Below are 21,659 nucleotides of genomic sequence, written 5' to 3'. Positions count from 1 at the left end.
TTTTTAATCAACTTACGAAGTTATGTTTTTACTATAATATATTAAACATTCGACTTTATAGACAGACACTAATTAGTATCGGAATAATGAATAAAAAAGATTATTACGAAGTATTAGGCGTCAGCAAAGATGCTGTCGCTGATGAGATTAAAAAAGCTTACAGGAAAACTGCGATCAAATTTCACCCGGATAAGAACCCTGATGACCCGTCTGCTGAAGAAAAATTTAAAGAAGCTGCTGAAGCCTATGAGGTTTTAAGCAATGATGATAAAAGGAGCAATTATGACAGGTTCGGGCATTCAGGCGTAAATGGTCGTGGATTTGGCACTGGTGGAATGAATATGGAGGATATATTTTCCCATTTCGGTGATATTTTTGGGGGCAGTCATCCATTTGAGAGTTTTTTTGGGGGAAGAGCTACAGGCAGAAGAGCGTTCAGGAGAGGATCAAACCTGCGAATTAAGCTCAATCTTACACTTCAGGAGATTGCACATGGTATAGAGAAAACAATAAAGGTAAAGAGGTATGCTACCTGCGATGAATGCGGTGGTAACGGCTCACAAAATGGAACCGACTTGCAAACCTGTGGTACTTGCAAGGGTGTTGGCCAGATCAGGAATGTTGTCAACACCATGATTGGGCAAATGGTCTCCTCCAGTACGTGCCCTGCTTGCGGTGGCGAAGGTAAGGTAATTGGTCAGCAATGTAATGGTTGCCAGGGGGAAGGAAGAAAACTCATTAATGATACCATCACTGTAAATATTCCTGCCGGTGTTGTCGATGAGATGCAGCTTTCAATGAACGGTAAAGGTAATGCAGCTGTTAAAGGAGGTGAATACGGGGACTTGCTTATTATTATAGAAGAAATTGAAGATCCGCAGTTAATAAGAGATGGCAACAATATTGTTTATGATCTTTACTTAAGTTTCATTGATGCAACTCTTGGAACCGATGTAGAAGTTCCAACAATTGATGGTAAAGTTAAGATAAAAATTGCTCCGGGTACCCAGGCAGGTTCGATATTGAGACTGAAAAATAAGGGTATTAAGGATATTAACATTTATGGAAAAGGTGATGAGCTCATACATATAAACATCTGGACTCCGAAACAATTGACAAATGAGGAACGTGCATTATTGCAAAATCTCAAAGACTCACCAAATTTTACCCCCAAACCCGGCAAAAATGATAAGGGTTTTTTTGAGAGGATGAGGGAATACTTTCAATAACACAGATTAAAAAGCTGTTAGCTGTTAGCTAACAGCCAAAAGCTAACAGCCAAAAGCTAACAGCTAAAAGCTAAAAGCTATATGAATGGGTCTCTCAAAACACAGATTACACCGATTATCTGCGTAATCTGTGTTTTTTTAAATCTGTGTTCATATGATACTTATGCCCAAACTATATCCGGCAAAGTACTTGGTGAAAAAGGCCGGGGCTTACCCTTTGCAAATGTATATATAAAAAACACTTCCATCGGAACCACTACAAATCAGGATGGCTATTATCATCTGGTAGTCCCTCCCGGGACTCATAGAGTACTTTTTCAATACATTGGCTATAAAGTTCATTCTGAAACAACTCAAACACTTAACTACTCAGATACTCAAACATTCAATGTAACTCTTAGTCCCGAGATCTACAGGCTGAAGGAAGTTGTCGTGAAGGCAACAGGTGAAGATCCTGCATACCGGATTATCAGGAACGCAATAAAAAGACGAAAATACCATCTCAATGAAATAGAGTCTTACTCCTGTAAAGTTTATATTAAAGGCTTACAAAGATTATATAAAGCGCCCAAAAATTTATTGGGAATGGCTGTGAATGTTGATACAGGCATAATTTATTTATCCGAATCGGTATCGGAATTATTCTATAAAAGGCCTGATAAGGTCAAAGAAAGGATGATCGCCTCAAAAGTAAGCGGAGACAATAGGGCATTCAGCTTTAATCAGGCGTCTCAAATGATGGTTAATTTCTATGAAAATGTAATAGAGCTGGATGGACTGAATGAAAGAGGATTTATTTCGCCCATAGCCAGCAATGCTTTGCTCTATTACAAGTATAAATTGATTGGCACGATAAGAGATAACAGCCTGCCTGCCGAACCTTTGGCGCAGGCAGGCAGTAGCAGTAATGGTGTGATCATTAACAAAATCAAAGTAACACCCATCAGGAAGAGCGATCCTGTATTTAAAGGTTATATTTACATTGTAGAAGATAGCTGGAGGCTGCAAAGTGTAATTTTATCATTAAGTAAAGGCACACAAATTGAATTTTTAGATTATGTAATTGTAAAGCAGGTTTTTGCACCTGTACAGGACAATATCTGGATGATGCTGTCTCAAAAGTTTAAGTTTGCTTTAAGTATTTTGGGTTTTAAAGGGGAGGGATATTTTGTCGCAGTTTATTCAAATTACAAGGCCAGCCCCGCTCTAACTCCAAGCCCCCCTAAAAAGGAGAAACGGGGAATCGTAGAAACGGAGAGAAGGAAAACGAAGCGATTCACCGATTCTGTAAGGAATAGTGGAAGGGGGGATTTAGGAGGGGCTAAATTTTTCAATAATGAAATAATGGCGATTGAAAAAGGATCTAATAAAAGAGATACGGTTTATTGGAAGAAAATCAGGCCCATGCCATTGACCATTGAGGAAGTAAAAGATTATAGAAGAAAGGATAGCATTGAGGTCCTCTCAAACACAAAACAGTACCGGGATTCTTTAGATAAGAAAGAAAACAGGTTTTCTGCCGGTGATATTTTGTATGGCGGCTATTCTTATTATAATTCATACAAAAAGACTAACTATTCAATCAGCCCGCTAATCCAAAATATTCAATTCAATACCGTTGAAGGATTCGCACTGAATTTATATACTGAATATAGCAAAGAATATGAGAATAGAAAATTTTTAACGATAGAACCGTCTCTAAGGTATGGTTTTTCAAATAAACATTTTAACGCAACTTTATCATCCACCTTTTATTACAAACCGAAAAGGTTTGCCTACATTTCAACTGAATTTGGCAGATTTGTAACCCAGTTTAATGCTTATGAGCCAATCTCGCCTTTTGTTAATTCACTTTACAGCTTGTTTAATGAACAAAATTTTTTGAAGATATATGAGAAATCCTTTGCCAAAATAAAATACAGGACAGAGATAGCCAATGGCTTGCTGCTAAATACTTCGCTGGAATACGCTGAAAGAAAACCGCTTGTCAATACTACAAGCTATACCTGGGTTGATTATGACGATAGAGAATATACTCCGAATATCCTAGCAGGTGATTCAGCAGCCATACAGTTTAGGCAACATAACAATCTTCAGTTAAATATTTCCATAAGGATCAGACTCAAACAAAAATATTATTCTTTGCCTGACCAAAAGATCATCATTGGCTCAAAGTATCCAACGCTAACGATCAATTACAAAAAGGGGAAAAGCGGTGGCAAAGTCCCCCCTTTGGGAGGATTTAGGGGGGCTTGGTTTGACTATCTTTCCCTGTTGGTAAGGGATAATTTCAGTCTCAAATTATTAGGCAGTGGGTACTGGAATGTTTCTGCAGGTACATTTTTAAATGAAAATAAAGTTGAGTTCATAGATTACAAACATTTTATGGGAAATCAGACTATTTTCAGTACAATGGACCAGGATCATTTTTATTTACTGGACTATTACAAGTTTAGTACCACCGGCTTTTTTGTTGAGGGACATTATGAGCATCATTTTAATGGTTTTGTGCTGAACAAGTTCCCACTGCTTAGAAGAACTAAATTTCAAGCTGTGGCAAGCCTTAATTATTTATACACCGGACTTTCAAAGAATTATGTGGAAATTGGAATAGGCATTGAGCACATTTTAAAGATTGGCAGGGTTGATTTGGTTAGTTCATTTCAACAGGGTGAGACAAAGGCAGGGGTGAGGATTGGGATAGGGTTTTGAGGAAGTACGAATGAGCAAGGCAGTTGACAGTTAACGGACAGGGCTAAATGCAGTGCGGGATTAATAGCATCGTACTTGTCCTACGAGAACAAAGATAGTAGAAAGCACAGACCTTTCAAACTGCCACTTCACCCGCATTGAATTTAGCTGGTGTTATCATTTTTTGCTCATTTTTTTCTGTCCACGAGTGACTAAAGTATCCTCTTATTTCATTATTGGTGGGGAGGGCTACAGATGTTATATGCGATTTTCTTCTGTCCGTCAATGTTAGAGGATGATAGAAAGTTGCAAATGTCCGCCAAAACCAAGTTCTACGATTTTTTGTAATGTCGAAATTCGAACGTCTTTAATGTTGTTTTCAACTCGTGAAATGTACGCTTTGTTTGTCCCACAACGTTCTGCGAGTTCTTCTTGTGTCATCCCTTTTTCTATTCGGGCTTCGTGAATTAATGCACCGAGTTTAAACTCTTCATAACCAGCTTCTAACTTCTCACGTTTAGAAGTCCCACGTTTGCCGTACTGTTCGTCTTTGAACTGGGCAAGTGTCTTAATGTCATTTTTTTTCAGCATAATATTCCTCCTTTATTTTAAGTGCTTTGTCAATTTCTTGTTTTGGCGTCTTTTGCGTCTTTTTCTGAAAAGCATTTGTTAACACGACCAGTTTTCCTTCGTCAAAAAAGCAAAATATTCTAAAAATGTCACCGCCTTGTTGAACACGAATTTCATATAATCCATCCGTGTTTTTAATGTGTTTGAGATAAGATTTGGGTATCTTTTGAATTTCCTCTATCAAATCAAAAGTCCAGATAATTTTATCTTTATCTGATGTTAATATTCATAGTCCGACCGAGTCCACTTTCGATGAGCTTGAAAAATGTTGAAATCTGAATGTCGCTTTTTCCACATTCAATTCTGGAAATGTAGCTCTTTTTCGTTCCTGTCCTTTCTGCAAGCTCCTCCTGTGTCATGTGGGCTTCTTGTCGGGCGGCTTTTAACATTTCTCCAATTCTGAAAGCAAGTGAATCAGCATCGAATTTGTCACGTCTTGGAGTACCGGTCTTTCCATATTGTCGGTCGAGATGCTCCTCGAATGTTGTTAATTTTTCCATATCACTTGGTTTTATGTTTACTGTCAAAATACTGTTGCATTAATTTAAGTGCCAGTTTAAGTTCTTTTCCCGGAGTCTTTTGTGTCTTTTTAACAAAGCAATTGGTCAAGATAACCAACCGTCCAGAGTCGAAAAAGCAAAAAGATTCTGATGTTTCTGGATGATGTTGAGACCCTTATTTCGTAGAGTCCATCAGTTCCTTCAAGATGTTTTAAGAACTTAATTGGTACTTGTCTTTCGTGTTTAACGATGTCAAGCACGTAATCAATTTTCACTCTTGTTTTCGAGTCCTGTCGCTCGTAAAAGTCGCGAAAATAGCTACCATAAGTTGTAATTTGTCTTTCCACTGAGCGAAGGTAACTAATTAGTTAACGAAGTGCAACTGTATTTTGTTTCAGTCTATCGGAATTGTTTTATGTACCCCAACGGTTCGGGTATAAAACGTAGGGATTATTGAAAACGGATTTGTCCCCGGAAACAAGAGCCGTTTAGTAACTCAAAGATAAGTGTTTACTTGTCTACCCTATGTTTTTATACCCATTGTTGGCGTGTCGTTTTTTATTTTTCTTTCTTCAGTTCTTCAGCTTTTTTGTTCAACTGCCTTCGGCTGAGTTTTTTGTAACTTTTTATTTCATAGGTCACAAAAGCTCCGCCTTGTCCGAGTGCAACATCAATTTCTCTTATTTCTCCTGTCCCAAGTTTCAATTCGTTCTTAAATGTCGAATATCCAACATAATTGATTTGAAACTCATATTCGTCAGCAGGAGCTGTTATTGTGTAAGTTCCATTTGTGTCTGTTGCCATTCCAAACTTTTTGCCAGTACTTTGGTTGGTCAGTATTACATTGGCAAAAGCAAGAGGTTCATTCGTGCCTTTGCCTATTATTTGACCCGACAAAAAAGCTACAATTGTATCGGCAATACCAATATTTTCATTTTTAACGATTTCACTTGTTTCTGATGGTTTTTGAACACAGACTTCATAAGTATATTGTCCTTTAGTTGTCGAGCAACCAAGTCCAAAGAGAAAAATGAATGTTATGGTAAGATATCTTGTCATTTTTTTAATGCACGCCAACGGTAAGCATAAAAAACGTAGGGCATTAAAACCTACTTTCCAGTCAACCGAAATTAAAGTTTGCAAAATGTACAAACCTCTCTAAAACCCTTGTCAGCCCTATGTTTTTTATGCATTGTTGGTGGTAGTTGGGGGCGAATTCTGGTCTGTCGTGATATTGCAAAATTGTGCTCAAAAACAATTTTATATATCAGTAATGTTTTCAAGTTCTGATAAACAACTTTCTATTGTTTCCCTTGAAAATACTGAGTCGTTTATGGAAAGGGTTATGAGGAATGCTTTTTTAATAATTTCAGAGGTCTTAATGTAATGCCTCATAGTCCTTTCGTCAAAATTGATTTTCATTTTTATTATTTCATTTACATGATGCAAAATGTCAGTTTTATTTCTTGAATAGGCATATCTAAATACGGGCCAGCAATTTTCATATAAGTTTACAATTTGATTTTTTTCGTTTTTCCTTATAGGTGTAAAAAATAAGGGAATTGTTTTAGGATTATGTTTTAGCCAAGATAATTTGATGAAATTTTGGCAGTCAAAATAATAAGATTCAAAAGTCGTGTCTTTATATGGTTTCAACTGAATATCTCCGATAACTTCTGGTGAAATTATTAATCTCATTCCGGATAGATTTGATTTTTCTGCTGTTGTATATGACCTTGCTATTCCAAGTCCAATAATATTATTGAATTCGTCATTTTTGTAAAATTGGTCATATGGTTGTCTCGTTAAAGATGCAATATCCATAATACGCAATGACCAGTCTTTTACTATACCTGCTCGTAATAGAGGTGTATATTTTTCTTTCTGACTGAAATTGATATAATAATTGAATGCAATATTGAAGATTTGATAACAAGCAAAAAGCAATGATTCTAAATTCTTAGTTTCTAGATAAACAGAATCACTAAATGATTTAATAAAAATCTTGTCATCGCAATTTTCATTAATTTCTTTAATTGTGGATGAGATAGAGGAGAATAGATTCATGTAAATACTAACCAGAATATTAATTTTCTCTTGAGTTGACCTGTTCTCATCAAATACTATATTGCCATATCCAAGTACGTCAATAAATGCGCAATAGTTTATTTCACCTTTGAGTTCATGTTCTTTAATCTTGTCATTTTTCATCTTTCTGTGTTTTGATTATGGCCAGCATAAATGTTTAATTTTGCGCCTCATTTTTATTCTTCCTCGTAGTTAAATTCCAGTTTGCTTTGAAGAATTATCTCGCCAAGAATTTGTCTCTGGTATCCCAATTCCACTGCTTTCTCGAAGCATTCTTTGATTTTCTGAATGTTAAAAAGTTCCTCAATGGCTTCCATATATTTTTTGACAATGGCTTTCACTCCGTACTGTTCCTCTGCCTTTTCTTTGATATTTTCTTTCAATTCGTCAATCGTCATTTCTGATTTAACAACGAACGAAATTGGGAATCTCTGAATTTTGTCAATGTCCAAGAAGTATTTTCTAACGTCTGTTGTTTCAGTTACCTGAAAAAACCTACCAAGTGGTTTCATAACAAAGTCAATTCCTCCGTCATTGGCATTTGTTCGGCCAGTTTTGTAGAGTGTCAGGTTGTGTTCTTCAATATTGTCTCGGTCAAAACCAAAATAAACAACTTGGTCGTGATAGAAATATTTCAGAATTGCATAGCTTACAATTTCAAAAATTCTCGCATCTATGTTTTGAGCAAGTAAGCCAATGATAAATTTGTAAACCTTTTCAGGTTTTTTGTCTGAAATGCTTTTCAGTTCCTCAATGGTTTTGATAAAGCGGTCAAATGCTCCTTTTTTGGTTTCAATATAGGAGTCAATGATTTGAATAACAGAATAAGCAATGTTGTGTTTGTTCCTATTTGCTTTTATTTTCAGTAAGTTCTCATTAATCCAATATCTGCTGGATTCTGCGTCTCTGATAATAGGAACATATTCACAAGTTGGGAAGTATTTGCGAAACTCCTGATTCATTCTGTGATTTAGAGCGTGGTTTTGAAGTTTAGCTCCAAATGGCAATTCTCTTTGTCGCTTGAAAAGGTCAGAGAATATTGCTCCTTCGTATTCATCATACCCAGCCTCAACGTGAAAGTCGTGAGCAAGATAGTCCTCGATTAAAACGTAAACTGCATATATGTTTCCAAAACTCCCTCTTGCTTTAGAACCCTTATGTGCTGACTTTGTCTTGATATTGAGATATTGCAGCAATTCACTTTTCTGAAATATTTCTTCGCCAACACCCCCAAAGTTATTTTGCAATATTTTCTCTATCACCTTTGTAAAGTCGTGTTCCATCTTATTCTTCAAATAGTTTTAGCGTAGTTGCTCTCTCCAGTTTCTCAGTCTCAAAAGTCCGAATTTCTTTTTCAAGTTTTTCACCATTATACTCCGTTGTAATCCCTGCTCTCCTTAATCCAATTTTTAAATATTTTTCGCTTATCTCAATTCCAATTGATTTTCTGTTGAGTAGTTTAGCAACATAAGAAGTTGTAAATACTCCTGAAAACGGGTCTAACACTATATCTCCTTCATTTGAGCTTGCTTTTATTATCCTTTCCATTAGGGCAATTGGCTTTTGAGAAGGATGATTTTCATATTCAGGCATTCTGTATCTAACACGGGGAAATTCCCAAACATTTCCGGGTACTTTTTTGGTATTGTATTGTTCGGGGGGATTTTTTCTATAATCAATTAGTTTTCTCTTTGCACCCGTTTTTGCCTCAACTAAAATGTCTTCTGTGTTGAAAGTGTATCTATTGGGGTTTTTTACACAGAATAAAATTGGCTCATATAATGAACCATAATATTTTCTTGCTTGTACACCTGAACTGTCATAGTACCAAACAATTCTAGACAAAATGGTTATTTTATCTCTAAGAAAAATATCAAAATAAGGAATAAATTGAGTAGAAGTCATTACATATAAACTTCCCTCATCTTTTAATTTATTTATGCACAATTTCAGCCATTCATAGCACCAGTCCAAATAGTCCTTGTCATATTCCCATTTGTCTTTTCTTCCGTCAAAGTTCTTTCCAATGTTGTATGGCGGGTCTATGAAAATCAGGTCAACGCTTTTGTTATTAACATCAGTATTCAATATTTCAATAGCATCCCCATGATATACTGTATGTCCTTTTTTTTCAAATCTTTGCATTATTAATCATATATTTTCCAGTTCAAAAGTACATTATTTCCGTTTTGTTTGGGCTCAATTTCAGTAATTTATCAGCTTTGTCAACATAATCAAAGAATTCGCCCCCAATTACCGCCAACTAGTATATATAGTTATGATTTTAACCAAATCATACCTTTACACACCCAAATTAGACGGGTATAGTTATGATCATACTTTTACTTATACAAATTCCCGCCTGCCAACACAATGGCATAGCAACTGGCGGGCAGGTAATATCCTTTTTTTCTCGTAAATATACTCTAAATATCCCAATTATCTAAAGGACTTGTTATTTTATCTAATCCTTTTCTAAATAAATTTGATTTGGAGGTTTCGCATAAATTTCTTCTGTTTAAGCAGGTTTTTCAAGGATTCCTGATCTATAATTTTTAATTTTGCATTTTGATCGATCAATAACCCATGCCCGAAACAAACTATACCGAAGAGAAAGTAATATCGCTTGACTGGCGGGAGCACATCCGCATAAGGCCGGGCATGTATATTGGCAAGCTGGGTGATGGCTCCTCGCATGATGATGGTATTTATGTGCTGGTAAAGGAGACCATTGATAACTGCATTGATGAGCATGTGATGGGATACGGAAAAACGATTGAAATTAAAATATCTGATGAAGTCGTAACCGTGCGTGATTTCGGAAGAGGTATCCCGCTTGGCAAAGTGTTAGACTGTGTTTCAAGGATCAATACAGGAGCCAAATATGATAGTGAGGTTTTTAAGAAATCAGTCGGCCTGAATGGTGTTGGTACCAAAGCTGTTAATGCCTTATCCAACTATTTCAAAGTAGAATCTTTCAGAGAAGGTAAAGTCAAGGAGATAGATTTTGAAAAAGGGATCCTGAAAAAAGACCAAAAACTCACAAGCACAACTCAACGCAACGGCACTAAGATCACCTTTATGCCTGATGATGAAATGTTTAAAAAATTTCATTTCAACCAGGAATATATTGAAGACCAGATAGGAAATTACGTTTACCTCAATGCCGGCCTTACCATCAACCTTAACGGAAAGAAATTCTTCTCTGAAAATGGTCTTTTAGACCTGCTTACCACAAAAGTCAATGTAGAAGAACTGCGCTATCCTATTATACACCTGAAAGGCGATGATATAGAAATTGCAGTGAGCCATACCAACCAATATGGAGAGGAGTATTATTCTTTTGTGAACGGCCAGCATACTATACAGGGAGGCACACATCTGACGGCTTTTAAAGAGGCGTTTGTCAAAACCCTCAGGGAGTTTTATAAGAAAGATTTTGACCTTCCGGATATCAGGGCGTCCATTGCAGCGGCTATCAGCGTGCGTATCATCGAGCCGGTTTTTGAATCTCAAACCAAAACCAAGCTGGGTTCTGACAACATTGGCCCGGATGGCCCTACGATTCGCACCTTTGTAGGCGATTTTATAAAAAAAGAATTAGACGATTACCTGCATCAAAATCCTGAAACTGCCGATTTATTGTTGGCCCGGATCCAGCAATCAGAACGGGAGCGGAAGGATATGGCAGGCATTCGTAAATTAGCCAATGAACGTGCTAAGAAAGCCAATCTGCACAATAAGAAATTAAGAGATTGCCGGGTACATTTCACGGACGATAAACATGAAAAGCATCTTGAATCTACGTTGTTTATTACAGAGGGAGACTCAGCCAGCGGTTCCATTACCAAGTCAAGGAACGTTGAAACAGAGGCGGTTTTTAGCCTGAGAGGCAAGCCGTTGAACTGTTTTGGATTGAAGAAAAATGTTGTTTATGAAAATGAAGAGTTCAACCTGCTGCAGCACGCCCTGGATATTGAAGAGGGGCTGGATAAGCTCAGATACAACCGGGTGGTCATAGCTACTGATGCTGATGTGGATGGCATGCATATACGGTTGCTTTTGCTCACTTTCTTTTTGCAATTTTTCCCTGATCTTGTGAAAAATGGTCATTTGTACATTCTTGAAACGCCCCTGTTCAGGGTAAGAAATAAGAAAGAAACCATTTACTGCTACAGTGAAAAAGATAAGCAGGAAGCTATTAATAAATTAGACGGAAAACCTGAAATAACGCGATTTAAAGGCCTGGGTGAAATCTCACCTGACGAATTTGGGGCCTTCATTGGTGAGAACATCAAATTAGAGCCAATCTACCTTGATAAAAAAGTGAAAATTGCTCATTTGCTGGGCTATTACATGGGCAAAAATACCCCTGAGAGGCAGGATTTTATTATTGGGAATTTAAGAGTGGAGAAGGAGGTTGTTGATTGATTTGTTAATTGATAATCTATATAAATAAACGATCATGAAAAAAACCAATTCCGGCACTGAACCGCAAACCTCTGATGAAAAGATCCACAAAATCGCTCACGTAGATGGCATGTATAAGAACTGGTTCCTGGATTATGCTTCTTACGTGATCCTTGAGCGGGCAGTTCCGGCAATGGAAGACGGTTTAAAACCTGTACAGCGCAGGATATTGCATTCAATGAAAGAGATGGATGACGGGCGCTTTAATAAGGTGGCAAATATCATCGGGCAAACCATGCAATACCATCCACATGGTGATGCGGCAATCGGGGACGCCTTGGTAAACCTGGGCCAAAAAGAGCTGTTGATTGAAACCCAAGGCAACTGGGGTGATATAAGAACTGGCGATCGTGCAGCAGCGCCCCGTTATATTGAGGCAAGGCTTTCAAAATTTGCATTAGAAGTAGCATTTAATCCTGATACTACCCAGTGGCAGGTATCTTATGATGGCAGGAAAAATGAACCTGTAACCTTGCCCGTCAAGTTCCCAATGTTGTTAGCCCAGGGTGTAGAAGGCATTGCTGTTGGTTTGGCTACAAAGATATTACCACACAACTTTAATGAACTGATCCATGCTTCTATTGATGTGCTGAAAGGAAAGAAAACCAGCGTACTTCCGGATTTCCCGGCAGGCGGAATGGCTGATTTCAGCAATTATAACCAGGGAAAGCGGGGCGGGAAGGTGCGCCTGAGAGCAAAGATCGAGGGTTTGGATAAAAAGACATTGGTAATTAAAGATATTCCTTATGGCATTACTACTACCGGTTTGATGGATTCCATCACCAAGGCAAGTGAAAATAAGAAACTCAGGATAACCAAAGTAACTGACAATACAGCTAAAGAGGTAGAAATATTGGTTCACTTACCTGCGGGCGTATCACCTGATATTTCTATAGGCGCTTTGTATGCATTCACAGATTGTGAAGTTTCCGTTTCACCCAATTGCTGTGTGATCGTTGATGCAAAACCCCAATTTTTGAGTGTAGATGAAATTCTAAAGATCTCAACCGGCAATACAATAGAATTATTAAAACTTGAATTAGAGATCAAAAAAGCAGGCCTGGCTGAAAAATGGCATTTTTCTTCCTTAGAAAAAATATTCATTAAAAACAGGATCTACAGGGATATTGAGCAATGCGAAACGTGGGAGTCTGTTATTGAAACGATTGACAAGGGGTTGGATCCGTTTAAAAAACAATTAAAAAGGGAAGTTACCCGCGATGACATTATTAAATTGACCGAGATCAGGATAAAACGCATTTCAAAATATGATTCTTTTAAAGCAGATGAATTGATAAAGCAATTAGAAGAAGAAATGGTGCAGGTAAACCATGACCTTGCGCATTTAACTGATTATGCCATTACATATTTTGAAGGGCTGTTAAAGAAATATGGAAAAGACAAGGACCGTAAAACCGAAATTAAAACATTTGATACCATTGCAGCCGAGCGGGTTGCGGCAGCAGTTCAAAAATTGTACGTGAACAGGCAAGACGGTTTTATCGGGTATGGTTTAAAAAAGGATGAATTTGTATGCGATTGCTCTGAATTGGATAATATCATTGTTTTCCGTAAAGACGGTAAATTTGTAGTAACGAAGATCGCAGAAAAAACCTTTGTTGGCAAAGATATCATTCATTTGAATGTCTGGAAAAAAGATGACCAGCGAATGGTTTATAATATGATCTACTTAGATGCCAAATCCGGCAAGTCTATGGTGAAACGGTTTTCTGTAACTTCGGTTACGAGAGATAAGGAATATGATCTTACAAAAGGCAGTGAGGGATCTAGGGAACTTTATTTTACAGCCAACCCCAATGGCGAGTCTGAAATTGTTACTGTATTGCTCATCCAGGGTTGCCGGGCTAAAAAAAAGGTATTTGACTATGATTTTTCCGGCCTTGCAATAAAGGGCAGGGGCTCGCAGGGAAATGTTCTAACCAAATATCCTGTAAAGAAGATCATTCAAAAATCAGCGGGAATTTCTACAATTGGTGGAAGGGATTTATGGTTTGATGAAACAATCGGAAGACTAAACAACGACAGCAGGGGCAAATACCTGGGTAATTTTAATACCGATGATCTTATCCTGGTTATCTACAAGGATGGTTGTTATGAACTGACAACGCATGAGTTGATCAACAGGTATGATGCTGACGATATATTGATCATTGAAAAATTTGATCCTGAAAAGGTTGTTATATCGGCTATATATTATGATGGCAGCCAAAAAGAATATTATATCAAAAGATTTAAGATAGAAACGCTTACGGCTGGAAAGAAATTTTTATTCATCAGTGAACGAAAAGGCTCAAAACTTATTTTGGCGGCAACTGGTGACGTAAAAATAGAAGTACGCTATAAGCATACCAAGACCGGTAAAGATTCCGATATTCTTGAAATGAACGATCTGATAGATGTAAAAGGATGGAGAGCTATGGGGAATAAGTTGAGCAGCAGGGAGGTGATGGGAGTGAAATTGGTTAAAAGTATTTCAGAGGGTGAGGAAGAAAAGGTAAAAGAGACTATTGAAATGAGTGAGGAACAAGAGACGCCTGCCAGCCAAATCCCACCTGTCCCGATGCAATCGGGGACAAAGTCTGGAGCAGGTAGGGGGGACGAGGCAGCGGAGGCAAGTGAAAATAAGGTTGAAAAGGTAAGCCAATCAAAAACAAAAACGAAGTCCCGGCATGGGAAGAAACCAAAATCATCAATTATAAAGGTTGGCTCAGTGATAGATTTTTCGTTTGAGCCAGAGCGGCCGAAGGATGAAGATGTGGGGAAAAAGGGAAAGGAATAACGGCAAAGGGCAATGCTATGTGCGGGGTACCTTTCCCCCAGCACAAAGATAGCAGAAAGCGATGACTGATATGCAGAATTTCATTGTCCGATGATGAAAGCTAATAATTATTCTTATTGATAAACTGGAGGTTTATATCTGGGTTTAGGAATAGTTATGCCTTTTACTTTTGCAGTCTCAATCCATAAATTCATTGCTGTGCGAAGTTCGGAGATTGCTTTCTCAGGTGTATTTCCTAATGCACTACAATGTTTTAAATCAGGCGCTTTTGCAACAAACATATTATCTTCTGTACTAAAGAAGACATTAATATGATAATTATGTAAAATATCCATTAGTTTTTTAGCTTAATTGTAAATTGTTTTCTTCAACAATCTTAATAAAATCTCTTACCTGATATGGCTTTACTTCTCCACCAACATTTTGTAAATTTAAGAGTTCGCCTACTTCTTTATTCCAAAATATTTGATGGCTGCCCTTTTGTCTTACAAATTCAAAACCAAAAGATTGCACTAAAGTAACAAAATCATTAAAGGATATGTTCCTATACGAACCGCTTACTATTTTCTGAAGTAATTTTTTTTTGTTCAATTTTTTCTAACAGGTATGATATAAAAAGTATCAAAATATCTAACATTCAACCAATACGATTTTGCAGCTTGTGTTTTTTGTTTACCCAGCCTGCCTGACTTTTCAGGTTTACATATTGTATTTTCAAGCCCGCCTGCCAATCTTCCCTTTATTAACAGCGTTGACATCTCCTAATAATTTCGCTAAAAGGTAAAGCAATCCACGTGCTTTGTTGATACTCTTTCTGCATTAATTATGTTTTATTTCTAATTTATATCTTTCGAAAGGTTCTAATGCTGTAATAATTAGTCTGTCTCCAATCGCTAAATCATTATGTGTTTCATACCATTCTGTTAATCTGTTTCGGGGTCTACCTTTAATATATGTTCCTTGCTGATATACGCCAGCTGTAAAATCGCCAATATCTGTTTCTAAAATAAATTTATTTGGATGTTTTGGGAAAAACTGATTATGGTCTTTATTAATCGGAATCAATTTAAATTTATAAAGGCTATGTACGGTATTTAATTTAATCTTAATCCTATTATCGAATATGCTGTATTCATTCCGTTCTTTTCTTTTTGTAATCGTTTTTGTTTGTTCGGGAGTCTTTGGTGGTGCTTGGGTAATTATTGGTCTTGTTTCAAGTCCCAATACGTCCTTCGTTTGAAACTTTACGGCTATATAGTCCTTAATTTCATTTGAAGAGAATGCAAGATTTTGATCTCTTTCTTTAATCTTATTCTGAACAACTTTGCTCAAAACATTTGTCAATAAGTCTTGGTCATTAATTATTTCTGTCCATGCCATGTCCAGCATTTTTAATTTTTTTGTCAGTTCGTTAAGGTGGTCTATGTTTTGAAAAGTAAGGGTGTCCAGTTTGGCAAGTGCATTTTCAAGATTATCTTTTTCAAAGTTTATTGACCAAACTACTCTTTGGCCTGTGTCTTTTTGGTAGGTTTCAAATAATAGCCAGTTCATTCCGTTAGTCAACACTCCATAGTCGGTGGAATGATGATAACAATAGTCAGCTATTTGTCTTATTGTTTTCTTATTGTTGATGTCAACTTTTAAATTCTTTGCTTCTACAAACAATTTTCGCTGCTTATTCTTAAATAAAGCGTAGTCCGGGATATCCCTGTCTGTCGTAGCTTCGTTATGTTTAACATAGTCGGGGTTTGAAGTGTCCCACCCCAAAGCACTCAAAATGGGGTCAATTAACTGTGTCCGTACTGCTGTTTCATTTCGTTCGTAATAGCTTCTATGCTCTTTTGAACGCTCTGTCAGTTCTTTTAGAAGGTCTCTTAAATTGTTCATCGTTTTTAATTTTTAGCATTATTACACACAACGGCAAAGGGCAATGCTAGTCGAGTAGGTAAGTGGAATTTCACCTCAAACCTCTCACAGAAACGTACGTGAACCTCTCAGCTCATACGGCTCTTGTTATCTAAGTCTCACGGTCTAAACCGTTGAGACTTTGTTTCAAAATAATCAGTCATACCATTTAATTTTTGGTTGCTAATAATCCTGACACTTAGATTCTCAAAGAACTTTTGTCCTTTAAGTTCAGGACACACTGTGCGGGGTTTAATACCTCGTACCTTTCCCCCAGCACAAAGGTAGCAAAAAATGATGAACTTTCAAATTGCACTTCCCCCCGCATATTGCATACCCGTTGTTATGGGCTGGTTGGCGTTTTTTATTTTTCATTTTGTTTTACTACATTCATCAATTTTTCCAATATCTTCTGAGCCGCCACAGAAACAACCGTACCCGGCCCAAAGATACCGGCCACACCTGCTTTGTATAGAAATTCATAATCTTTTGGAGGGATGACGCCACCTGCTATCACCATAATATCGGCCCTCCCGATTTTTTTTAATTCATCTATTAATTTAGGGATCAGGGTTTTATGCCCGCCAGCAAGAGAAGAAACCCCTACAATGTGTACATCATTTTCAGCAGCTTGTTTTGCTACTTCCTGCGGGATCTGAAATAACGGGCCTATATCAACATCAAATCCCAGGTCTGCAAAGCTGGTGGCAATTACCTTGGCTCCCCGGTCATGGCCATCCTGTCCTATTTTTGCCACCATGATCCTCGGCCTTCTGCCTTTTAACCGTTCAAATTTATCGGTCAATTCCCTGGTAATTTTGAAATTATCATCATCCGATACTTCATGGGCATATACCCCTGATATGGAGCGGATGGTTGCTTTGTGTCTTCCAAATGTTTTTTCCATAGCATAAGATATTTCGCCTAAGGTAGCTCTTTTCCTGGCAGCTTCTACAGCTAATTCCAGCAAATTGCCTTTTCCATTTTTTGCACAATTAGTAATAGCTTCCAATGCACTTTCCACCTCTTTATGAACTCGTCCGGCTTTTAGCTTTTTTAGACTTGCGAGTTGAATATTTCTTACAGCAGAATTGTCAACTTCGAGTATATCAATAGGGAGTCCATCGCTATCGCCCGGGGCAAGCTTATTAACACCTACAATAATATCTTTTCCCGAATCAATTCTTGCCTGTTTACGCGCTGCGGCTTCTTCAATACGGATTTTTGGGAGCCCTGTTTCAATCGCCTTAGCCATTCCTCCAAACTCCTCTACTTCACAGATCAAATCCCATGCCTTGTGAACCAACTCGTGCGTAAGCGATTCCAGGTACCAGGAACCGCCCCATGGATCCACCACCCTGCAAATATCGGTTTCTTTTTGAAGATATAATTGTGTGTTGCGTGCTATCTTCGCAGAAAAATCAGTAGGTAAGGCAAGCGCTTCATCAAGCGCATTTGTATGTAAAGATTGCGTATGTCCCAGCACAGCCGCTAAAGCCTCTACGCAAGTACGGGTAACGTTATTGAACGGGTCTTGCGCTGTTAAGCTCCAACCGGAAGTCTGGCAATGAGTACGCAATGCCATAGATTTAGGATTTTTGGGATTGAAACCTTTTACGATCTTAGCCCAGAGTAATCGCCCCGCGCGCATTTTCGCTATTTCCATAAAATGGTTCATACCAACAGCCCAGAAAAACGAAACACGGGGTGCGAAAGAATCTATGTCCAGCCCAGCCTTGATACCGGTACGAAGGTATTCAAGGCCATCAGCGAGGGTGTATGCCAGTTCAAGGTCAGCCGTAGCACCCGCCTCGTGCATGTGATACCCGCTGATGCTAATGGAATTGAATTTGGGCATGTACCTGGAAGTATATTCAAAAATATCCGAAACTATTTTCATAGAATGTTCAGGAGGATATATGTAAGTATTCCGCACGAGGTATTCCTTAAGAATATCATTCTGGATCGTGCCGGTTAATTTGTCAGGCGAAACGTTCTGCTCTTCTGCTGTCACAATATAAAACGCCATCACAGGTAAGACGGCTCCGTTCATGGTCATGGAAACCGACATCTTATCCAAAGGTATCTGGTCAAAAAGGATTTTCATATCAAGGACTGAATCAATAGCTACTCCCGCTTTTCCTACATCACCTTCAACCCTGGGATGATCCGAGTCATAGCCGCGATGTGTTGCAAGGTCGAAGGCTACCGATAAACCCATTTGCCCGGCAGCTAAATTCTTCCTGTAAAAAGCATTTGAATCCTCAGAGGTTGAAAAGCCGGCATACTGCCTGATGGTCCAGGGGCGAGTGATGTACATGGAAGCGTAGGGTCCTCTTAAATAGGGAGGGATGCCCGCACCAAATTCAGTATGCTCAAATTTTTGAATGTCCTGAGCGGTATAGTAGTTTTTAACCTCTATTCGCTCTGCGGTTTTCCATACAACCGGCTTATTCGCATAGCCCCGCCAACTGGCGGGGCTATGCTCTATGCGCTTTACCCCGCCAAATGGCGGGGCTAAGCGCTTTGCGCTATGCGCATAAAGTTGTTGTGTTAAATTCTCAAGATAATAAGAACCGGCCGCGGGATCTGTTACCTTGTCTAAATACGCTTCTTCTTTAAGAATCACAGGAATATTTCTTGCAATCCTTTCGGCAGTTTCCCTGGATTTTGGAAACATAACATAAAAAGGGGCAATAGTAATTGAATCGCAGCCTCCTAAAATGCCAGCCATCGTTCCGGTAGCAGATCTCAACATATTCATTTCAGGATCACCACTCTTATCATCAGGTTGTAAGACGTCTATATGAATTTTTAAAGAAGAAATAACCCCGGTATCTATTTTACCGGACTCCTTCGAAGCCGGCAGTAAGGCGTTGATCACATCCGCCCATAATAACCTTACAGCTCTCAGTTTTGCAATTTCAAAAAAATAGTTTGGGCCAACAGGTAAGTTGAATTGTATTTTAGAGGCCGCGTCATCAACATTTATACCCCTCTCTGAGAGCGCTTCCAGGTATTCTACGGCTCTGCTGATAAAAAATGCAATTTGTTGTGTATGTAGCTCAACATTTATGTTGAGACCTTTAATACAATTAATCGTAATATAATAAAAATCAGGAGAGTTTTTTGTAAGCGCATGTAACCTGGCTAATTCTTCAAAAAATTTCTCATCCTTTCCGGAAGCCTTATTTTTTTGGTAATTTATAGAACCTACAATCTTTTTAGCCGGTATATTTAACTTATTTAATTCAGCATAAAATTTCTTTAAAAAATCAGACGGTTGCTCTTTTATTGTAAAGGTTACAGGTACAGAGGTCACGTCTATTTTTTTTAATAAAGCATTAACATCAAACTTTCCGGCATCATCAATGATGAAATTCACTGAACCCGCCCCATTTTGTAAAGCATGAGCTGCTTTATTGATTGCGTCTTTACTTTGATCAACACTGATTTCTTCACATATAAACCAACTTTTATTATCTGTGCCTGCCCCGATTTCTCGGTGGTAATCTATGTTATTATCTGTGCCTGCCCCGATTTCTCGGTGGTGATCTGTGTTCGTGTAAAACGGATTGATATCAAAACCCTCCCCGGTTTTCCAAACTAATTTTTTATCATTTTCTGCACCTTTGAGGCCCGCCTGCCAAAACGCAGTGGCGGACAGGTCTTTAATGATCTTTTTTTTCCACTTTTGAGCGCTTACTTTGTCAAATTCAGAAAAAAGACTACCTTTAGTATCGTTTTTATACATATAAGAACAGTAATGATCTCAAAATTAGAAAATAATTTTTAAATACAAAGATACAAAAAATACTATTAACAATGAACAACAAATCAATGAAATATTACAATACCTATAAACTTAAGCTTCTTCTAATTTTCATTGTATCCTTAACAAGCTGTTTCAGGGGATACCAACCCGGTTATGTTGCCGGTGAATCATCTATTAACCTTGATAATCGGATACAGCCCGATAGTATCATTGAAAACTTGATCCAGCCGTACAAAATGCAATTGGCTGAGGAGTTAAATGAAGTGATCGGTTATGCGTCTTCAACGCTCACAACAAGGAAGCTGGAATCTTCACTTGGTAATTTTATTGTAGATCTATTGAGAGAAGAAGCTCAAAAACATTACTCCGGCAAAGTAGATTTGGCTGCCATCACCAACGGTGGAATAAGGATACCTATAACTAAAGGAGATATTTCCGTACGCGATATTTTTGAATTAATGCCATTTGAAAATAGCTTGCTGATTTTAACAATAGATGGCAGCACAGCAATGAAGCTGTTTGATTACCTTGCTGCAAAAAGGAATATTTCCATCGCTAATACCGAGATCAATATACAAGGAAACAGGGCGGTTGATATTTTAATTGGCGGAGAGAGATTTAGCCCTGACAAAACCTATACACTTGCCATTTCGGATTACCTGGCAAACGGAGGTGATAATATGTTTTTTCTGAAGAATTGTAAAAGAACAATTCTAAATTTAAAGATAAGGGATGCCATCATTGAATATATTAAATATTTAACAAGTCAAGGGAAAAATGTGGAAGCGAAGGTTGAAGGCAGGGTGCGGGGAGTGGAGTGAAGAGTAATTGAAGTACGATTTACGAATGACGAATATTCCTACGAATTCCGACTTCTTCATTCGTACTTCGTAATTCGTACTTAAAAATTGTGAGTACTAAATAAAAGTTTTATCTTTGAACACTATTTAATCAAGTTATTAAGTACAATCCCAACAGCATTCGGGATGATACTTGACATATAAACATGCAAACCAACTTAACTTTATAACCTTAATAAACAAGCGGCAATAGGCAGCAGCAGTTGGCAGGACTGCCGCTGCCAACTGCTGCTGCCTACTTTGACTTTACAGCCATCTAACCAATTATCAGCTATGAAAAGATCAACTATTATCCCGCTTTTTTCATTTTTTCTACTTTTCATTTTTCAATTTTCTCCAGATTTTATTGGGATTCAATCAAATGCTCAGGGAATCAGCATCAACACAACAAATGCACCACCCGACACTTCAGCAATATTAGATGTTGCTTCTACTAATAAAGGATTACTCATTCCCCGGATGACTACCACACAAAGGGATAATATCGTCAGCCCTGCATTAAGTTTAATGATATTTAATATTACTGATAGCTGTTTACAGATATATTCGGGTGTGAACTGGGAAAATATTTATTGTTTAGGAGACACCGCTTGTATTACACCTTCTACCCCCGGAGCCATCACAGGAAATGATGCCGTATGCTCCGGTACAGCAGGTGAGCCATATTCCATTGCTGCTGTTTCAGGAGCTGCCTCATATAACTGGACAGTA

The 21,659-nt window shown here is 38.0% G+C and carries 17 protein-coding genes and 1 pseudogene; 6 read left to right on the top strand and 12 right to left on the bottom strand.

Annotated elements, in window-relative coordinates; genetic code table 11:
- The first annotated feature begins 86 nt into the window (after nucleotides 1-86).
- Together dnaJ and FVQ77_14130 are read left to right on the top strand one after the other, a co-directional pair.
- Entirely contained in the window at nucleotides 87-1,229 is a 1,143-nt protein-coding gene (gene dnaJ, locus FVQ77_14135) for a molecular chaperone DnaJ (GenBank protein ID MBW8051449.1), read from the top strand.
- An 81-nt stretch (nucleotides 1,230-1,310) separates the two neighbouring features.
- Nucleotides 1,311-3,941 carry a carboxypeptidase-like regulatory domain-containing protein gene (locus FVQ77_14130; protein ID MBW8051448.1) on the top strand — a complete coding sequence of 877 codons (2,631 nt, stop codon included), beginning with the start codon at nucleotides 1,311-1,313 and terminating at the stop codon, nucleotides 3,939-3,941.
- Between the two features lie 267 nt (nucleotides 3,942-4,208).
- Here the strand turns inward: FVQ77_14130 and FVQ77_14125 are convergent, their stop codons facing one another.
- From FVQ77_14125 to yhdJ, 8 genes and pseudogenes are all read right to left on the bottom strand, one after another.
- Nucleotides 4,209-4,514, bottom strand: a complete 306-nt coding sequence (locus tag FVQ77_14125; protein MBW8051447.1) for a helix-turn-helix transcriptional regulator — start codon at nucleotides 4,512-4,514, stop codon at nucleotides 4,209-4,211.
- Entirely contained in the window at nucleotides 4,495-4,776 is a 282-nt protein-coding gene (locus tag FVQ77_14120) for a type II toxin-antitoxin system RelE/ParE family toxin (protein ID MBW8051446.1), read from the bottom strand. Before FVQ77_14120 ends, FVQ77_14125 begins: the two co-directional genes overlap by 20 nt.
- Nucleotides 4,760-5,050, bottom strand: a complete 291-nt coding sequence (locus FVQ77_14115; protein ID MBW8051445.1) for a helix-turn-helix transcriptional regulator — start codon at nucleotides 5,048-5,050, stop codon at nucleotides 4,760-4,762. Before FVQ77_14115 ends, FVQ77_14120 begins: the two co-directional genes overlap by 17 nt.
- Before the next feature lies 1 nt (nucleotide 5,051).
- Nucleotides 5,052-5,397, bottom strand: a pseudogene (locus FVQ77_14110) (type II toxin-antitoxin system RelE/ParE family toxin).
- A gap of 211 nt (nucleotides 5,398-5,608) precedes the next feature.
- Nucleotides 5,609-6,109 (bottom strand): carboxypeptidase-like regulatory domain-containing protein, encoded by a 501-nt coding sequence (locus FVQ77_14105; protein ID MBW8051444.1) that lies wholly within the window; start codon nucleotides 6,107-6,109, stop codon nucleotides 5,609-5,611.
- Nucleotides 6,110-6,310: 201 nt separating this feature from the next.
- Complete coding sequence (locus tag FVQ77_14100) at nucleotides 6,311-7,261, bottom strand: hypothetical protein (protein ID MBW8051443.1); 951 nt, start codon at nucleotides 7,259-7,261, stop codon at nucleotides 6,311-6,313.
- Between the two features lie 53 nt (nucleotides 7,262-7,314).
- Entirely contained in the window at nucleotides 7,315-8,421 is a 1,107-nt protein-coding gene (locus FVQ77_14095) for a restriction endonuclease (GenBank protein MBW8051442.1), read from the bottom strand.
- Between the two features lies 1 nt (nucleotide 8,422).
- Nucleotides 8,423-9,283 carry an adenine-specific DNA-methyltransferase gene (yhdJ, locus tag FVQ77_14090; protein ID MBW8051441.1) on the bottom strand — a complete coding sequence of 287 codons (861 nt, stop codon included), beginning with the start codon at nucleotides 9,281-9,283 and terminating at the stop codon, nucleotides 8,423-8,425.
- 441 nt (nucleotides 9,284-9,724) lie between these two features.
- Between yhdJ and FVQ77_14085 the strand changes: the two genes are divergently transcribed.
- Together FVQ77_14085 and FVQ77_14080 are read left to right on the top strand one after the other, a co-directional pair.
- Nucleotides 9,725-11,569: a type IIA DNA topoisomerase subunit B gene (locus FVQ77_14085; protein MBW8051440.1), complete on the top strand. Its 1,845-nt coding sequence runs from the start codon at nucleotides 9,725-9,727 to the stop codon at nucleotides 11,567-11,569.
- Between the two features lie 34 nt (nucleotides 11,570-11,603).
- Nucleotides 11,604-14,408, top strand: a complete 2,805-nt coding sequence (locus FVQ77_14080) for a DNA gyrase/topoisomerase IV subunit A (GenBank protein MBW8051439.1) — start codon at nucleotides 11,604-11,606, stop codon at nucleotides 14,406-14,408.
- Nucleotides 14,409-14,521: 113 nt separating this feature from the next.
- On the opposite strand, the gene FVQ77_14075 is transcribed toward FVQ77_14080, so the two are convergent.
- The 4 genes from FVQ77_14075 to scpA form a co-directional block, all read right to left on the bottom strand.
- Nucleotides 14,522-14,743 carry a type II toxin-antitoxin system HicB family antitoxin gene (locus FVQ77_14075; GenBank protein ID MBW8051438.1) on the bottom strand — a complete coding sequence of 74 codons (222 nt, stop codon included), beginning with the start codon at nucleotides 14,741-14,743 and terminating at the stop codon, nucleotides 14,522-14,524.
- Nucleotides 14,744-14,750: 7 nt separating this feature from the next.
- Nucleotides 14,751-14,999: a type II toxin-antitoxin system HicA family toxin gene (locus tag FVQ77_14070; protein ID MBW8051437.1), complete on the bottom strand. Its 249-nt coding sequence runs from the start codon at nucleotides 14,997-14,999 to the stop codon at nucleotides 14,751-14,753.
- Nucleotides 15,000-15,227: 228 nt separating this feature from the next.
- The gene (locus FVQ77_14065; GenBank protein MBW8051436.1) at nucleotides 15,228-16,295 is read right to left on the bottom strand and encodes a hypothetical protein; all 1,068 of its coding nucleotides are present in this window, start codon (nucleotides 16,293-16,295) and stop codon (nucleotides 15,228-15,230) included.
- A gap of 382 nt (nucleotides 16,296-16,677) precedes the next feature.
- Entirely contained in the window at nucleotides 16,678-20,067 is a 3,390-nt protein-coding gene (gene scpA, locus FVQ77_14060) for a methylmalonyl-CoA mutase (GenBank protein MBW8051435.1), read from the bottom strand.
- 71 nt (nucleotides 20,068-20,138) lie between these two features.
- On the opposite strand from scpA, the gene FVQ77_14055 reads away from it, so the two are divergent.
- Nucleotides 20,139-20,909 carry a nucleotide phosphoesterase gene (locus FVQ77_14055; protein MBW8051434.1) on the top strand — a complete coding sequence of 257 codons (771 nt, stop codon included), beginning with the start codon at nucleotides 20,139-20,141 and terminating at the stop codon, nucleotides 20,907-20,909.
- 312 nt (nucleotides 20,910-21,221) lie between these two features.
- Nucleotides 21,222-21,659, top strand: a 438-nt coding sequence (locus FVQ77_14050; GenBank protein MBW8051433.1) for a hypothetical protein, incomplete at its 3' end; no start/stop codon positions are given.

This window comes from Cytophagales bacterium (assembly GCA_019456305.1).
Classification (GTDB): domain Bacteria; phylum Bacteroidota; class Bacteroidia; order Cytophagales; family VRUD01; genus VRUD01.
The sequence above is the reverse complement of the archived record's forward strand: the minus strand, read 5'-3'. Positions and strand labels throughout refer to the sequence as shown.